Here is a 15,501-nt window from a genome sequence, read left to right as displayed (position 1 = left end):
AAAAAAATGGAGGAGGAAGCAAATGAACGCAACTTGCCGGAAGCTATTACGAACAGTAAAAAACAGGGATGGATTTACGCTGATCGAGATGCTGATCGTGATCATCATCCTGGGAATCCTGGCCATGGTCATTATCCCCCAGATCACGGTCTCCACGGACGATGCCAAGGTGAGCACGCTGAAGACGAACCTGGCGGGGATGCGTAGTGCCATCGAGATGTATTACGCCCAGCATAACATGACCTATCCGGGGATTAATAAGACAACGGGTAATACGGTAGCAGCTCCTGTGTTGTCAGCGGCAGGTGACGTCGTAGAGGCCTTTACTAAACAGATGACTCAGTACACCGATGCCGCGGGAAATGTGTCGGTTTCCCCCAGCACATCTTTTCCTCTTGGCCCCTATATCAAGGGCGGTGCCCTACCCGCGAACCCCTTCAATAATCTTAATACTCTTGCGAGCGACTTTACTGTGGTCGACATAACAGCAGCCCGAGCCGCCGATGCAACAGCGACAGGATGGAAGTTCCTGCCGAAATTGGGCATCTTTTTTGCCAATGACGGTGGCACGAGCAGCAGTGTCGCACATACTACTTATTGAGGCGGGGGGCCTTCGCGCCCTGGCATCTGTGTTTAACACAGGAGGAAGACAGAAGGGATTCACCCTCATAGACAGTCTGCTGGTAATCGTGATCCTCGGGATTATCGGGATGATTGCCATTCCCCAGTTCCAGGGCATGATCCAGGAAACCCGGTTGAACGAGGCCGCCGCCGAGCTCGTTTCGGGCATGCAGTACGCCGGGAACCTGGCGGTCCGTTACCGGCGGCCCTTCGGTTTTCAGGCCGACGCCACCGGCCACTGGTTTAAGATCTACGACAACCGGTATGTCAACGACGCCAACCCACATACCGCCGATGACCCGCCGGTGACTGCCTATGGCGTGGTCTTGAACCCCCTCGACAAGGACTGGTACCTCCGGGACTTCGACGACATGGAAAACTACCGGGCGGTGACCTTCACGGGCGCGCAGATCGTCTTTTATCCCGACGGCCACTCCGGCAATTCGAACACGACGGTTACCGTCAGCATGGGCGACAACCAGAGGGCGATCACGGTAGACGGGGCGACGGGACGAATCAGCGTCCAGTGAAAAAGGCGGTAAAAGGATGACGAAAATCTCCCCTAACCCCTCTTTTCCAAAGAGGGGAATTTCCTCACCCTTCAATCGCCCCTCCCCTTTAGCAAAGAGGTAAATATACCTCCCCTAGCAAAGGGGAAAATATACATCCCCTTTAGCAAAAGGGAAAATATAAAATCCCCCCTTTAGAAAAGGGGGGCTGGGGGGATTTGAGGTGACATTTCAGGTGAATCGGCAGTTTCTTTCCGCACATCATATCTCACATAACCAGCGGGGCTTTACGCTCTTCGAAATAGTCGTGACCCTCCTGATCATGGCCGTCGCGATTGTCCCCATGATGAATGCCTTTGCCCCCGCCCTCCTCGCGACCGGCCAGGGAGAGGAGCAGACGGTCCTCACCGGCCAGGCCCGGGAGACCATGAACTGGTTTTTGGACCTCGATTTCCAGACCCTCGTTGACAACCGGACTAATCCAGCCAATTTGGTCGCCCTCTTTGTCAGTCAGGCTGCGCCGGATAAACCAAGATTTAGTTACCTGGGACAGACATACACACCCGTTGTTGCCATCACGGACGCCAGCGGCGGCGCGGGCGGCCTTATAGAACTCACGGTTACCCTCAGAAATGTCACCCTGCAAACGCTCAAGGCTGCCCGTTAGGGGATTCACCCCCCTTTAGCAAAGGGGGGCGAGGGGGGATTTGAAAACTCTTATGAACATCAAGTCGAAAAAAGCAGGCTTCACGCTCATCGAACTTCTCATCGCCATCGCCCTCATGGTCCTGATTGTGGGCGCGCTCGATCAGGTGGCGGCCCGCGTCCTTTCGACCTATACGACCGTGCAGGTGGGCCAGGATCTCGTCCCCCAGGCCCGTTACGCCCTGGAGCGGATGGTCGCGTTCGTCCAGGAGAGCGACCAGATTCAAACGCCGTCCACAACGGCAACAGATCCCACGGAAGTTCTGGCGGTGAGCGAGCGTCTCAGCGATCAATACACCAACGCAACCCCCAACTATATCGCTGCCGGCGACGGCCGACCTGATGCCGACACGAATGCGAACGGCCTGGTCAACGAGGGCGGATTGGATCCTGCGGAGTTCATCATCTTCGATCTGGACAAGACCGATGCAACCAACTGGAAGCTGAAGGAGCAGATGCCCAACTACAGCACCCCGGATGATACCGGCGATCACAAAACACCGGTGGTCATCTGTGAACATATCAAACCTGATCCTCTGAATAATCCGCTGGGTTTTTCTTGCCGGCGCCTGGCGCCAGGCATCGTGGAAATCGTCCTGACGCTGCAGCAGGGAAGCAAGGCGGTCACCCTGCAAACGACCGCCAGGGCCAGATGGGTGGATTAATGTCTAACCCTCCATGCCCGTCACGGGCACAAAGAAGCATGAAAATCCCCCCTTACCCCCCTTTGACAAAGGGGGGATGGGGGGATTTTCATGCCAAGCCAAGGAAAGAAAAAGGGTTTATCCTCGTTATCCTGCTTGCTCTGCTGCTTCTGCTGGCCGTGACGGCCATGTCCCTGAATTTTAAAGCGGGCATGCAGGGCAGGATGGCCACCAACCGGACCGTTGACGCGCAGACCTATCTCGATCAACTGGCCGTCATCGAACAGTCCGTGTGGAAACTGACGGGGGATCCCTCCTGGCGCACCGTCCCGGCCGGAGAAGATTATCCCTATCAGGGTAGAACCTACAATCGGAAGGTGTTTGGTCCGGATACCGCTACCTACTCGGCGCTGATCGATTACAAGGATGCCATCATCGTCTCGGTGACGGCCCCGTATGCTTTACGACCGGTAAATAAGTCCTTCCGCTACAATATCTCGAATCCCCTGCCGCCGGTCGCAAAACCCAGACAGGCCTGTGCCGACAGCGCCGGCAACATCATTTTTGCCGATTATGACAACCACTCAATCTGGAAGATGGATGCCCTGTCCGGCGCCATTCTCCGGGTAGCGGGCACAGGCAAGAGCGGATTCAGCGGTGACGGCGGACTGGCGACCCTGGCCCAACTCGATTCCCCGAGTGGTGTCTGTGTTGATACCTCGGGGAATATCTACATCGCCGACACGAATAACAACCGCATCCGTAAAATAGCGGCGGGCATCATCAGCACGGTAGTCAACACGACCGGCGGCGGCGGTTCATCGGGAGACGAAGGCCTCGCTATGGCGGCACGGCTCAACAGTCCCTCAGGAGTCTGGGCGGATGCACTGGGAAATCTCTATATCGCCGATATGGACAAAAACATTACCGATACGGGCAACAATCGGATCAGAAAAGTGACGGTAGCCACCGGCATCATCACGACCATCGTAAACACGTCCGGTAATCGAACCGATGGTACACATCCACTGGGTGACGGAGGCGCCGCCACAGCGGCTACGCTCAATGGCCCGCGGTCGGTTTTTGTGGACAGCGACATGAACATCTTTATCTCCGACACGGGAAATGATCGGATCAGAAAAGTGACGGCGGCCGATGGGTATATCAGTACCATCGCCGGGACCTCCAACGGTTATGCGGTTGACGGAGGGGCCGCAACTTTGGCGCGGCTCAACAGCCCTTATGGGGTCTGGGTGGATGCCAGCGGAAATATCTTTATTGCCGATTCCGGAAATCACCGGATCAGAAAAGTGACGGCGGCCGATGGGTATATCAATACCATTGTCAACACCGCCGGCGTCGCCGGTTATTCCGGAGACGGAGGGACGGCAACCACGGCGCGGATTGACTGGCCGACGGGCGTCTGTGTGAAAAACACGGGCGAGGTAATCATTGCCGATACCAACAACTCCTGCCTCCGGCAGGTGAGCCTCACTAACATCATCTCCACCCTGCCCATGACGGTGGGTCCCGGTCTGAACTCCCCCCAAGGGATGGCCACATACTACGATGCCGTCCTGAAAAAGCTGTTTCTCTATATCGCCGATTCCGCAAATCACCGCATACGGAAGCTGGATACGGCGACCAACGCCCTCGTCACCGTCGCCGGCACCGGCACCGCCACCGAACCGGCAGGGTATCCGGTCGACAACATCCTGGCGGTAAATACCACATTGAATTCACCGACAGGCGTTGCCGTTGACACCTCGGGAAATCTATATATCGCCGATACGGTAAACAACAAGATTCGCCAAGTGAAGGCCGTCGCCGGAGTTATCACCGATAGCAGTTGCAGCAGCAACTGCAGCAATATCATTACGGTGGCAGGTACAGGGGTAGCGGGCTATTCCGGGGATAAGGGCGATGCGACTGCGGCGCAGCTCAATGGGCCTCAGGGCGTTGCTATCGATAGCAAAGGGGACATCTTTATTACCGATACGAACAATCATCGGATCAGGAAGATAAAAAATGACGAAATCACCACGGTGGCCGGTACGGGGGTGGCAGGCTATTCCGGCGATGGAGGCATTTGTGCTGCCGCGCAGTTAGACACCCCCACAGGGATTTTTATCAACATGGTAAACGATCTTTATATTGCCGATACGAACAACCATTGTATCCGGAAGATCGTCAATACAAACAGCATCATCAGCACGGTGGCCGGTGTGGGATCAGCGGGTTATTCGGGAGATGGGGCAGCCGCGACGGCGGCTCAGCTCAACATCCCCCAGGCGGTCGCCGTGGATGGGGCGGGAAACATCTATATTGCCGATACGGGCAACCATGCCTTACGGCTGGTAAATAACCCCGCCGCTACCATCGACCACGGCGTCATCCGCACCATGGCCGGCACCAAGACAAACAACGGATACAATGGAGACAACCAGCCGGCAGCGCAGGCTTGGCTCAGATCCCCTGCCGGCGTCGCCCTGGGGATGACTAAAGGCGGCGGCCGCATCTATATCGGCGATACCAAAAACAACCGGGTAAGGACGTTATTCCTGAAGAGCGAGCCGCAGGTGTACGGGCCGTAAGCGACGGTGAATAGTTATTGTCATTGACATTAGTAGATAGGTGGACTAAACGAACAAAATGCGTGAATTGGCGACGACATATCCGATTGGCATTGACCTGAATGATGGGTGTCTTACTGCCGCCCAGTTCCGGAAGGGTCGCCATGGTCCTCGGGTGCGAGGACTGTTGTGCCTGCCGCTCCCCGCGCAGTCCGGAGCAGATGCAGGGAAAGATGAAGCACTTGTTGATGCCCTGAAGACGGTCCACTCCTGTGGTTTCTTCACAGGGCGGCGGGTGGTCTTCAATCTCCCTCTCCAGGATCTGTCGTTCTTCCCCATTCACTTCCCCTTCAACCCCCAGGAAGATCCCGAGGAGGGCATCCTCCGTGAGGCCTCGAAATTACTATCCTATCCCATAGAGGAGGCCTTGATCGATTATCCCTCTCTCTTCCAGATCAAGGAGAGCTGCCATGCCACCGTTGTGGCCGCCCGCCGACAGGTTGTTGACCTTTGGCTCGCCGTCCTGCGCCGGGCAGGGTTTAAGGCAGAGGTCATCGATTTCTACGTGGCTTCCCTTATCCGTCTTCATCGTGGCCTGTTTGCCCCTACGGATCAGGCCGATATTATTTGCCATCTCGGACGCACCGGTATTATGCTGGCCGTGATCACCGGCGAAGGGATCCTTTCCATTTCGGAAATTTCCTGGGGGCTCCAGTTGCTGCGGGAAAAGGTGGAGACCAGTCTGGCGCTGCCGGCGGGAGGCCCGGAGTCGGTCAAGCTGCTTTCGACCTACGGTTTGGGATACATGGAACAGGGGAATATCCTGGAAGAGGAAACCGCTGACAACGGGCTGGATGGCGAGATCAGGAATATTTCCCGTGCCATCTTCCAGATTATCTCGCCCACCGTCAATGGGTTGGCCTATGATTGTCACAATGCGATAGGCTATGTGCGTTCCATCCGGGAAAATGTGGTCTTTGGCAAGCTTTACCTGTACGGCCTGGCGGGCCTGATTTCCCATCTGGACAGCTATATAGAAAAACAGGTGGACATACCAGTTCAACTTGTTAATCTTAAAGACCATTTAGACATTGCCGGCATTAAACGTCCCCTGCCGCAGTCCGGGGAGATTTCCCAGGCGCCGGCGCTGGGGTTGGCTATGCGAGAATTGCCATGGCTGTAAGAGACATCAATCTGATCCCCGGGGAAATACTGGAACGGAGCAGCCTGATCCGCCACCTCCTTTTATGGCTAAGTATTCTGGTTGTGATGGCCGCGCTCATTTTGGCCGCCCACGGATATCAGAATCGCAGGGTGTACGAGGAAACACAGAACCGGCAGGGCGCCATAAAAGTTAAGGCAGCGACCCTTACAAAAATAGTTGGCGACATCCGAAAAGAGCAGAATGAACTCGACATTGCCCGCCGGGTACAGGGGCAATTGGTCGCCTTGATTGAGCAACGGCGATCGTACTCCTCGCTACTGGCGAAGCTGGCCGACATCATGAATGATATGACCTGGCTGCAGCAGCTTGTCTTAGATACCGCCCAGGACCGCACTCTGCATCTCAGTCTGATGGGGTTTTCCCATTCCCATGAAGCCCTCGGTACATTTATTCAGCGGCTTTCCGGCGAGCCGATGTTCCGGCTGGTGGTATTGAAATCCGCACAGGAATCGCAGGACAAGCTCTCGGGGACTGCTTTGGTGCAGTTTCAGATTGAATGCGATCTTGCGAAGGAGGCGCCGTGAAGAGCAAAATGATCCGATATCTGGACCGCGCCGGTCTGGCCATTGTCCTCGTAACCGTCATCGGCGGCCTCCTTTGGATTGGGGGCAACAGCTTTACCCATAAGCGCCAGTTGCAGCAGGAAAAGGACTACGCGGAACGGGAATGGACGGATCTGAAACTGGCGGAAGGAAATATTAATAGCCTCAAAACAGCTCGCAGTCAGGTGCAGAATGACACGGCAAACCTTTTTCTCCGCATTCCGCCGCATATCGAGATGGGCGCCCTGATCAAAAAGCTGCATGCCCGCATGAAGGAGCGGCAGATCACCCTGGCGACCCTCCAGCCCCAGGCTCCCGTTTCTGAAGAACTGTACACGAAGATCCCTATCCGCCTGGTGTTTCAGGGCAGTTTTGTGCAAATCTATCGTTTTTTTTATGACGTGGAAACGATGGAGCAGCTTTTAATACCGGGAAAAATCACCATTTCCGGTCCCGAGTCTGCCCAGGGGAATTGCCAGGTTGAGCTGACGTTGCTGGCCTTTGAAACAAAAGCCCCCGGGCCCGGCAGGTAAGGAGTTGTATCTATGGCAAACCGGGAACGCGCAAAGCTGTATATGGTCATCGGATTGGCCGTGGTCTTTGTTCTCGTGGGATATTTTCGCTTTTTTCACGGTAAAGTCGCGTTATTTAAGCATCCGAAAGGCGGCGTAGCGATTCCGGCTGTGGTCAAAGTCCCGACCATCGTTACCAAGAGCCTCCAGCCGGCAGCAGAAAGGCAAAGAATGGCTCCCGAAGGACTGAGGACCCGGCTTCGCGATATCTTCGCCCCGGTAAAGCCGCCGGCAACCAAGTTTTCGTCGTCAGCCGTTGCGGCAGTGCCATTGCAACCGTTGCCGAAGCTGCAACTTTCCGGAACGATCGTTGGCGGCACGCATCCGCTGGCAATCATCAATGGCCATTTTCTCCGAAGGGGGGACCGGATAGCCGGTTTAGAGGTAGTTTCCATTACAAAGGATCAGGTCACCCTCGTGGGGGAAGGAAGGCAGGTAATGCTGAACACACTGACCGGCGTCGAGGAACGGTCACCCTGAATACGATTTTTAACAATTGAGGCAATTGCAAAACCATTTGTCATTCCCGAATGTCTCTATCGGGAAAGCGAAGCTTCATGTTCATAATATGGTTTTTCAAGCAGTTAGAACCAGATTCCCGCTCAGAATCGTTGCGGGAATGACAAGAATGGGGAGTTTTGCAATTATCTCAAATATTAAACGTTCATAACGGCCTGCCCACACAAGGGGGCAATGAAAATCTCCCCTAACCCTACTTTGCCAAAGAGGACTTCAGGGGGATTCGAGCTGGTTTTTCATCCTTACGCAGTGCCTAACCCCGGGCGGGGGTGTTAGTTGGATATTAATGGTAAATTGGAGACATGTTCCGGAAGCCCGGAGGGAGCTTTGAATTTTGTCATTTCGAGGAGCGTTAGCTACGAGAAATCTTAATGTTCGTGCATAGTTAAAGATTTCTCCCTTCGGTCGAAATGACAATATTGGCAGTTATTCAAAGCTCTCCCGGAGGGAGCGGAACTGGTTTCCGGAACAAGGTGGTCAGGGGAGGTTTAACAGCATATTATGATTAAATCCGGAAAGCAGTACTCCAAAAGCAGCTTCTTTCTGAGTGTTTTTCTTGTTTTGGGTCTTACAACCCCGTTACTTGCCGAAAAAGCAGTCGGCGCGCCGCTGTCTCCCGCTACCATTATTGCGTCGCCGTCCGGTCAGAAAAATGGTGTCGTCAAAGCGCCTAACCCTCCGGATGCGTCGCAGAGAAGGAGTTACAATTACCTTGATCTCGATATCCGTCAGGCCCTGTATGCCTTGGCGCAGGACCAGGATGTCAACGTAATCATGTCTCCGGAAGTGACCGGCAAGATTAGCATCCATCTCAATCAGGTCACCTTGGAAGAGGCCATCCGTTCTATCGCCCTGGCCGGCGGTTTTACCATCCGGGAAGAGAAGGGCAGCTTCTATGTCTATAAACCCAAGCCGATCGCTGATTTTCCGGCAGGAGGGCTGCAGGTCCGCGTCTTCCGGCTGAATTTTATCGCCATCGCCAAGGTTCAGGAAATCATTTCGGCCATTCCGGGCATGCGTACCGTGCGCCTCCATGAACCATCCCAGACGATCATTGTGGAGGATACGCCAGAAAATATCGCCAAGATTGAGACGCTGCTCCGGGACTGGGATGTGCCGCCGCGCCAGGTGCTCATCGAGGCCCGGATCATGCAGGTCAACCTGACGGATGACATGTCGCTGGGAATGGACTGGCAGAAGGTTTTTGGCGATCTTGCCATCGGCACCACAGGCTTCGTTGCCACGGGGATGGGCTTTACGGGCAATCTGATAACCGCCGCCGGATCGAGGGATCAGTTCACCGCCGCCATCAAGGCCCTCCAGACCAAAACGCAGGTTAACACCCTCTCGACGCCCAAGATTCTGGCACTCCATGGCAAGCCGTCACGGGTTCAGGTCGGCGGCCGTCAGGGATATAAAACCAATACCTTTACACCGACAGGAACAACGGAAAATATCTCCTTTTTGGAGACCGGCACCATCCTGGACATTACCCCCTATATCGACAATGCGGGCAATGTTCTGCTCGACGTTAAACCCCAGATCAATTCCGTAACCTTCGACGCGTCAGGGCTGCCCAACCAGAAGACCACCACGGTCAGCACCTCGATGCTGGCCAAAGACGGTCAGACCATGTTCATCGGCGGTCTTATTGAGGATACGAAGACGGGAACCCGGAACGCAGTTCCCTGCATCGGGAGCATCCCCGTATTGGGACTCCTGTTTGGCCAGCAGCAGGAGGGTATCGGGAAATCCGAGCTGATCGTCCTGATTACCCCCCATATCATCGATCTGGAGAAGCCGAACGCCGAGGGGCTGGAAAAGACCAGGCAGATGGAGGAGAAGCTGGGAAAAGAACCTCGACCTCTGACGGAACGGCTGCTGAATAGCCTGCCTTGATCGGCGGCTGGGCAATGAAAATCTCCCATAACCCCTCTTTGCCAAAGAGAGGGGCTAATCAACTTCCCCTTCGGACAATTGGGGAACACCTTTATATGAAAATCCCCCCATCCCCCCTTTGCCAAAGGGGGGCAAGGGGGGATTTTCATGCTTCGTTGTGCCTCCCAGGGCATGGGGGTTTTTGAGGGAGATAGCGGAAAAGGCATCTCATTCGAGCCAATTGCAAAACTCCCAACGCTGTCATTCCCGCGACGCTCCTGGGCGGGAATCTGGTTCTAACTGCTTGAAAAACCATATTATGAACATTAAGCTTCGCTTTCCCGATAGAGACATTATGAACATTAAGCTTGATGCTCTCGTCAAAGGTCCCAACTTCCCTCCCCCTTGATGGGGGAGGGTTAGGGTGGGGGTGATAAGTTACTGTATTGTCGTCTGTTCTTTCCCCCTCCCCTTCATCCCCTCCCGCCAGGGGAGGGGAAAATTGACTTTTGACGAGTTCATCAAGCTTCGCTTTCGGGAATGACAAATGGTTTTGCAATTGGCTCTCATGTAAAAAACGGGGCATGGTTGGATGTAAAAAAAGGTGGGTCCCGTCGGACAATCTTTGCAACAGACGGATTTCTTTTAAATTCACCATCTAAAAAGCGTCTTACCTCCCGCCTATTCCAGCCTTCCGGGTGTTCAAAGGAACGGTACAGCGAAAGGCCTCCCTCGTAGAACTCACCAGGGGCGTACATCGCCGCCTCCGGCGCATTAGCGGGAAGGTTGAAAATAGCAAGATTCAGAAATGTTATTTCAGCGGCATGCTCCTCGACAAAGGAAAGGGTTTTTCCCGCCGCTTCACGGTTTTCCGCGGGTGTTCCAAAAAGGAGATAGACGTACGCGGCAATCCCTACCTTATGGAGGTTCCTGAGAGCCGCGGCGACAACCGGCAGTTCGATCCCCTTGTGGAGCGCCTCCAGCACAAATGGATCTCCGGACTCTATTCCCAGTTTCAGCATGACGCACCCGGAATTGCGCAAGCTCCGGCAAAAATCGACATCAGCGAGGCGGGCGTCAACCCTGGCGAACCCGTACCACGGAGCTCCGGGCGCTTTAGCAATGAATGCGTCGAGCAGAGTGGGGCCAAGCGCGTTATCGAGCATATGGATCAGCCGCGGCTTCGTCTTTTCAACAAGGGCGGCAAGATCTGCGATTACCCGCGGTGGAGAAATCGGCAGATAGGGATTGCCCTCGGCAACCTCGGGACAAAACGTACAGCGCCGCCACCAGCAGCCGCCGGAGGCGCTGTAGGGAAGGACAAAACCGGGCGCGAAATAATCGGCCAGGGGAAAATCGTCGAAATCGGGCAGTGAGAAATTGCCGGTAGTTGCGCCACCGAGCATGGACAGCAGCGGAACCTCCCCGGGTCCGGCAACCAAATCGTCAATCACTCCGGCAAAAGGGTTGATCCAGTTGGGGCGCCGCATCCAGGAGGTTATCAATCCGCCGCCGACAACTATCCGAATCTGCGGATATTTCCGACGCAAAAACCCGATCATTGAGAAGGTTGTCAGCGCCTGACTGAGATAATTAAGTGAAAAACCCGCATAAGCAAAATCCCTTTCCATAAGTATTAGCGGCAGTCGGTTACTGAACCACTCATAAAAGGGGTTTCGCTGCGGTTCTTTCGCCGCTTGGAGAAGATCGGCGCTCCTGACTGGCGAAAGCCGCTCGTCCTGGTAATCGGCAAGAGTCATCCGCACACCGAACGGCCTGCCTGCGGCGGCAAGCAGGCAATTGAGATCCAGAACAGCCCTACGGTAACGATCACTATTAAGATAGCCCCCTGCTGACCGCAGAAATTCGATATTTTCCTTTACATGGCGAGCCGCCCGTCTTAGCCAGACCTTATTGTTATCTCCTTTTTTGGCGTCGCCTGGCAAAAAATTGACTGCACCGATATTTTCATCCTTACCAGCCAGCCCCTTCAATATCCATGACTTATTGGAGCTGCTTTCTTCGCTGGCTGTCGCCTTCAGCAGGGCTGTCTGCCCCTCGATGTTTGCATCCCATACCCGACAGGATATGCCGCTGCGGCCCAGCGCCCCGACAAGGCGCGCCGGTCCGCCCGGAGGTTCGGACGCCTTCGCCAGCGGCGGATAAACCAGCAGAATCGCCTTTAAATTACCTTCTTTTTTAGTCATAATCATTATATTTTCTTGACTTCCAGTCTTCTTTACCTTATCGGAACTTCGCTATGATGGAATATTTAATTTTGCCTCTTTTGACGGCGCGCCGCCATGAATGATTCATCCCTCTCGTTTAGTGAGCCTCTACAACTCCGCCGCTGGTTTATTTTTGCCGTCGGAGCGCTGAACTTTTTCCTTTCACAACTTTACCGGACATCCAACGCCGTTCTCGCCCCCTCGCTTATCGCTGATTTATCGCTGGACAGCAACGAGATAGGCCTGATCTCGGCGGCTTTTTTCTATGCCTTTGCCCTGACGCAGATACCGATCATGCTGCTTATCGACAAGACAGGACCACGAAAACTCATGACGTTTTTTTCCGTCATCGGCGTCATCGGCGCAATTGTCTTTTCCTTATCGCAGGGTCTTATGTCCGCCCTTGCGGGGCGTATTCTGCTCGGCATCGGCATGTCCTGCGCCTTTATGGGGAGCCTGAAACTGCTTTCTGACTGGTTCCCGCCGCTGATTTTTGCCTCGCTTGCGGGGATACTGACCGCCACAGGAACGCTCGGCAACATGATGTCCGCAACCCCGCTGGCCATGATGGCGGAAAGCTATGGGTGGAGACAAAGCTTTATGGCAATCGCCGCTTTCAACGCCCTTTTGACAATCGCCCTATATGTGATTCTTCAGGATAAGCCGCCTGCCGGCAGCAATGTCCACGGGGCTAACTCCTCACCGGATGCTCCCTCTCCCTTTTCCAGCGTCTTACATCTTCTACGCTCCAAAGACTACTGGTTTATCTCGATCGGCTCCTTTATCCGCTACGGAACCTTTGCCGCGCTTCAAGCCCTTTGGGCAGGACCCCTTCTGCTTGTAGTTTTGAAATACAGCACCTTCCAGTCAGGAAACATCATCCTCGCTATGAACATCGGCACCCTGGCTGGGCTCCCTTTTTGGGGAATCATTTCCGACCGCTTGTTGCACACCCGCAAATGGCTCGTTGTTTCAGGGCTTTTCCTGCTGGCGGCCACAACCCTGCTGCTCAGCCAGGTGCGCACTGGCGCCCCTGCGGCTGCGACCGGACTTATTTTCTTCTTCTTCGGCTTCTTCACCGCCAGCGGGCAACTGATGTACACCCAGATTAAGGAGCTTTTTCCCGCCACGATGACGGGCGCCGCCCTGACCGGCATAAATTTTTTCACGATGACCGGGCCAGCCTTTTTCCTCCAGATGATCGGATTCATTATGCAAATAATCTACCCAACCGCCTCTTTCAGCCAGGCGGCTTTTAGCGTTTCCCTCTATTTTTGTTTCTTCTGTCAGTTATTGGCGGGACTGATCTATCTGATGACAAAAGAGAAAAAGCTGCCAAAACAGCATCCTGACGGGTGAAGGCCTTGTACCGCCTCGTTATGTTTAATTAAATTACGACAGCACTGAAAAAACTTGACAGATTGCCAAAAAATATTAGAGTGCTGCAAGTTATCCATCCTAAATAACGAAACAGACTGTTTGTCGTCGGCAAACAGGCAGTCCCGTTTTTGCTCTTTTGGATCAGCGGAAGCGGTTAAAAATTAAACAAAAAGGAGCGGACATGCCAAAGTATGAAGATTTGTTGAAAAATATTATGAGCGAAAAAAGCTTCGGAAAGCTAAAAGCCCTAAACAATGAGAAGGTAATGGCTTTCATAGGAGAATTCGCTGAACACTGCAATCCGAAGTCCCTTTACGTCTGCGACGACGGCGAGGCAGACCGGATTTTTATCCGCGAAACTTCGATAAAGAAGGGCGAAGAAAAAAACATCTACCTGAAAAACCAGACAATTCACTGGGATGGCTATAACGATCAGGGCCGCGACAAGGTAAACACCCGCTACCTGGTGCGCCCCGAAAACATGGAGCGGATGAAGGCTCTAAACTCGCTCTCCTTCGACGAAGGCCACAAAGAGATCATGGAAATCTCAAAAAACATCATGGCAGGCAAGGACGCGCTTGTTCAGTTCTTCTGCGAGGGCCCGGCGGAGAGCGTCTTCAGCGTCCCCTGCATCCAGATAACCGATTCTTTTTACGTAGCCCATTCCGAAACCATCCTCTACCGCCCCGGTTACAACCATTTTTCCCATATGAAAGAAGCGGATAAGAACGATTTCTTCGGTTTTGTCCACTCCGCGGGGCAGCTCGACGAGAGGGGCTGCACGGTAAATGTCGATAAAAGACGTATCTACATGGATACCCAGAACAATATCGTCTATTCGATGAACAATCAGTACGCCGGGAATTCAATCGGTCTGAAAAAGCATTCGATGAGGCTGGCGATAAACAAATCCGGGAAAGAAGGCTGGCTCTGCGAACACATGTTTCTGATGTCGATCCTCAACGGCGATAAAGACCGTAAAACCTATTTTGCCGGCGCTTACCCCTCCGCGTGCGGCAAGACCTCGACCGCGATGATCCCCGGCGAAAAGATCGTCGGCGACGACATTGCCTATTTTCGCAATATCAATGGCGAATTCCGCGGCGTCAACATGGAACAGGGGATATTCGGCATAATCCAGGATGTAAACACCAGCGACGACCCGGTCATCTTCGCCAACCTGATGAAAGACCAGGAAACAATCTTCTCCAATATTCTGATCGGCCCCGACAATAAACCCTACTGGCTGGGCTGCGGGATGGAAACTCCGGACAGCGGCAGCAATCACAGCGGTTTTTGGAAGAAGGGGAACAAGGATGCCAAGGGCAACGAGATTCCGCTGGCCCATTCCAACGGCCGCTACACGATCCGCCTCGACTATCTGCAAAATTTCGATAAAGAGGGGTTCGAAAACAAGGAAGGGGTAAAGGTTCAGGGCATTCTCTACGGCGGACGCGACAGCGACACAACCGTGCCGGTTGAAGAATCGCCGTCCTGGAAAGACGGGATCCTGTTGAAGGCCTGCACACTGGAGTCGGAAACGACCAGCGCCACGCTCGGCAAGGAAGGCGTCCGTTCCCCATCGCCGATGGCTAATCTGGATTTTGTCTCCTACCCGGTCGGCGAATACACAACCAATAACATCAATTTTATCAAAGGCATCAAACAGCAACCGCGAATTTTCAGCACCAACTATTTCATGAGAGACCCGAACGGAAAATTCGTAACCAGTAAACTTGCCAAAAAGGTTTGGCTCCACTGGGCCGAGGGGCGAATCCACGGAGAATACGAGGCCTGGGATACCCCGACCGGAAAAATTCCGCTTTACAAGGATCTGCAGAAGCTATTCCGGGAACTCCTGAATGAGGATTTCTCGGAAAATGATTACATCTATCTTTTCACCTTCCGCTGCGCCAACTGGATCGAAAAACTGAATCGCACCGCGGCTTTCTTCAAAAAAATCGACCCCGGCACGCCTGGAGATATTTTCACCTACTGGGAGGAGGCAAAAAAGAAGATCGCGGCTGCACAGGCGAAATATGGAGATAACATCAAACCAGGTGATTATAAGGGATAGTCTGAAACACCGACAGCCGGTCATTTTC

At 53.9% G+C, this 15,501-nt stretch carries 13 protein-coding genes; 12 read left to right on the top strand and 1 reads right to left on the bottom strand.

The genetic code is table 11. The annotated features are described in order from the left end of the window. Nucleotides 1-22: 22 nt before the first annotated feature. The 10 genes from M0P74_04590 to M0P74_04545 all read left to right on the top strand — a co-directional run bounded on the left by M0P74_04590 (nt 23) and on the right by M0P74_04545 (nt 9,809). On the top strand, nt 23-601 hold the full coding sequence (locus M0P74_04590) for a prepilin-type N-terminal cleavage/methylation domain-containing protein (GenBank protein MCK9362859.1): 579 nt from the start codon (nt 23-25) through the stop codon (nt 599-601). Next, a complete protein-coding gene (locus M0P74_04585) occupies nt 579-1,151 on the top strand; it encodes a GspH/FimT family pseudopilin (GenBank protein MCK9362858.1) in 573 nt (190 codons plus the stop codon). Before M0P74_04590 ends, M0P74_04585 begins: the two co-directional genes overlap by 23 nt. A 202-nt stretch (nt 1,152-1,353) precedes the next feature. Then, a complete protein-coding gene (locus M0P74_04580; GenBank protein MCK9362857.1) occupies nt 1,354-1,797 on the top strand; it encodes a type II secretion system GspH family protein in 444 nt (147 codons plus the stop codon). A gap of 52 nt (nt 1,798-1,849) precedes the next feature. After that, nucleotides 1,850-2,500 carry a prepilin-type N-terminal cleavage/methylation domain-containing protein gene (locus M0P74_04575; GenBank protein ID MCK9362856.1) on the top strand — a complete coding sequence of 217 codons (651 nt, stop codon included), beginning with the start codon at nt 1,850-1,852 and terminating at the stop codon, nt 2,498-2,500. Between the two features lie 38 nt (nt 2,501-2,538). Then, a complete protein-coding gene (locus M0P74_04570; GenBank protein ID MCK9362855.1) occupies nt 2,539-5,073 on the top strand; it encodes a hypothetical protein in 2,535 nt (844 codons plus the stop codon). A gap of 58 nt (nt 5,074-5,131) precedes the next feature. After that, nucleotides 5,132-6,235 carry a pilus assembly protein PilM gene (gene pilM, locus M0P74_04565; protein ID MCK9362854.1) on the top strand — a complete coding sequence of 368 codons (1,104 nt, stop codon included), beginning with the start codon at nt 5,132-5,134 and terminating at the stop codon, nt 6,233-6,235. Beyond that, a complete protein-coding gene (locus tag M0P74_04560) occupies nt 6,226-6,801 on the top strand; it encodes a PilN domain-containing protein (protein MCK9362853.1) in 576 nt (191 codons plus the stop codon). Before pilM ends, M0P74_04560 begins: the two co-directional genes overlap by 10 nt. Beyond that, nucleotides 6,798-7,352 carry a type 4a pilus biogenesis protein PilO gene (locus tag M0P74_04555; GenBank protein MCK9362852.1) on the top strand — a complete coding sequence of 185 codons (555 nt, stop codon included), beginning with the start codon at nt 6,798-6,800 and terminating at the stop codon, nt 7,350-7,352. The genes M0P74_04560 and M0P74_04555 overlap by 4 nt, the downstream gene beginning before the upstream one ends. A 12-nt stretch (nt 7,353-7,364) precedes the next feature. Then, nucleotides 7,365-7,871, top strand: a complete 507-nt coding sequence (locus M0P74_04550) for a general secretion pathway protein GspB (GenBank protein ID MCK9362851.1) — start codon at nt 7,365-7,367, stop codon at nt 7,869-7,871. Between the two features lie 540 nt (nt 7,872-8,411). Continuing rightward, nucleotides 8,412-9,809 carry a hypothetical protein gene (locus M0P74_04545; GenBank protein MCK9362850.1) on the top strand — a complete coding sequence of 466 codons (1,398 nt, stop codon included), beginning with the start codon at nt 8,412-8,414 and terminating at the stop codon, nt 9,807-9,809. A gap of 545 nt (nt 9,810-10,354) precedes the next feature. Here the strand turns inward: M0P74_04545 and M0P74_04540 are convergent. Then, entirely contained in the window at nt 10,355-11,995 is a 1,641-nt protein-coding gene (locus M0P74_04540) for a radical SAM protein (GenBank protein ID MCK9362849.1), read from the bottom strand. A gap of 96 nt (nt 11,996-12,091) precedes the next feature. On the opposite strand from M0P74_04540, the gene M0P74_04535 reads away from it, so the two are divergent. Together M0P74_04535 and M0P74_04530 are read left to right on the top strand one after the other, a co-directional pair. Then, the gene (locus M0P74_04535; protein ID MCK9362848.1) at nt 12,092-13,375 is read left to right on the top strand and encodes an MFS transporter; all 1,284 of its coding nucleotides are present in this window, start codon (nt 12,092-12,094) and stop codon (nt 13,373-13,375) included. 235 nt (nt 13,376-13,610) lie between these two features. Next, entirely contained in the window at nt 13,611-15,473 is a 1,863-nt protein-coding gene (locus tag M0P74_04530; protein MCK9362847.1) for a phosphoenolpyruvate carboxykinase (GTP), read from the top strand. Nucleotides 15,474-15,501 lie beyond the last annotated feature (28 nt).

The organism is Syntrophales bacterium (assembly GCA_023229765.1).
Classification (GTDB): domain Bacteria; phylum Desulfobacterota; class Syntrophia; order Syntrophales; family UBA5619; genus DYTH01.
This window is presented reverse-complemented; position numbering and strand designations above follow the sequence as displayed.

What these genes read in the sequence shown, in the direction of transcription:
- M0P74_04540 (MCK9362849.1), bottom strand. Translation starts at nt 11,995, where the DNA reads ATGACTAAAAAAGAAGGTAATTTAAAGGCGATTCTGCTGGTTTATCCG.
- M0P74_04590 (MCK9362859.1), top strand. Translation starts at nt 23, where the DNA reads ATGAACGCAACTTGCCGGAAGCTATTACGAACAGTAAAAAACAGGGAT.
- pilM (MCK9362854.1), top strand. Translation starts at nt 5,132, where the DNA reads ATGCGTGAATTGGCGACGACATATCCGATTGGCATTGACCTGAATGAT.
- M0P74_04560 (MCK9362853.1), top strand. Translation starts at nt 6,226, where the DNA reads ATGGCTGTAAGAGACATCAATCTGATCCCCGGGGAAATACTGGAACGG.
- M0P74_04535 (MCK9362848.1), top strand. Translation starts at nt 12,092, where the DNA reads ATGAATGATTCATCCCTCTCGTTTAGTGAGCCTCTACAACTCCGCCGC.
- M0P74_04530 (MCK9362847.1), top strand. Translation starts at nt 13,611, where the DNA reads ATGAGCGAAAAAAGCTTCGGAAAGCTAAAAGCCCTAAACAATGAGAAG.
- M0P74_04550 (MCK9362851.1), top strand. Translation starts at nt 7,365, where the DNA reads ATGGCAAACCGGGAACGCGCAAAGCTGTATATGGTCATCGGATTGGCC.
- M0P74_04575 (MCK9362856.1), top strand. Translation starts at nt 1,850, where the DNA reads ATGAACATCAAGTCGAAAAAAGCAGGCTTCACGCTCATCGAACTTCTC.
- M0P74_04570 (MCK9362855.1), top strand. Translation starts at nt 2,539, where the DNA reads ATGAAAATCCCCCCTTACCCCCCTTTGACAAAGGGGGGATGGGGGGAT.
- M0P74_04545 (MCK9362850.1), top strand. Translation starts at nt 8,412, where the DNA reads ATGATTAAATCCGGAAAGCAGTACTCCAAAAGCAGCTTCTTTCTGAGT.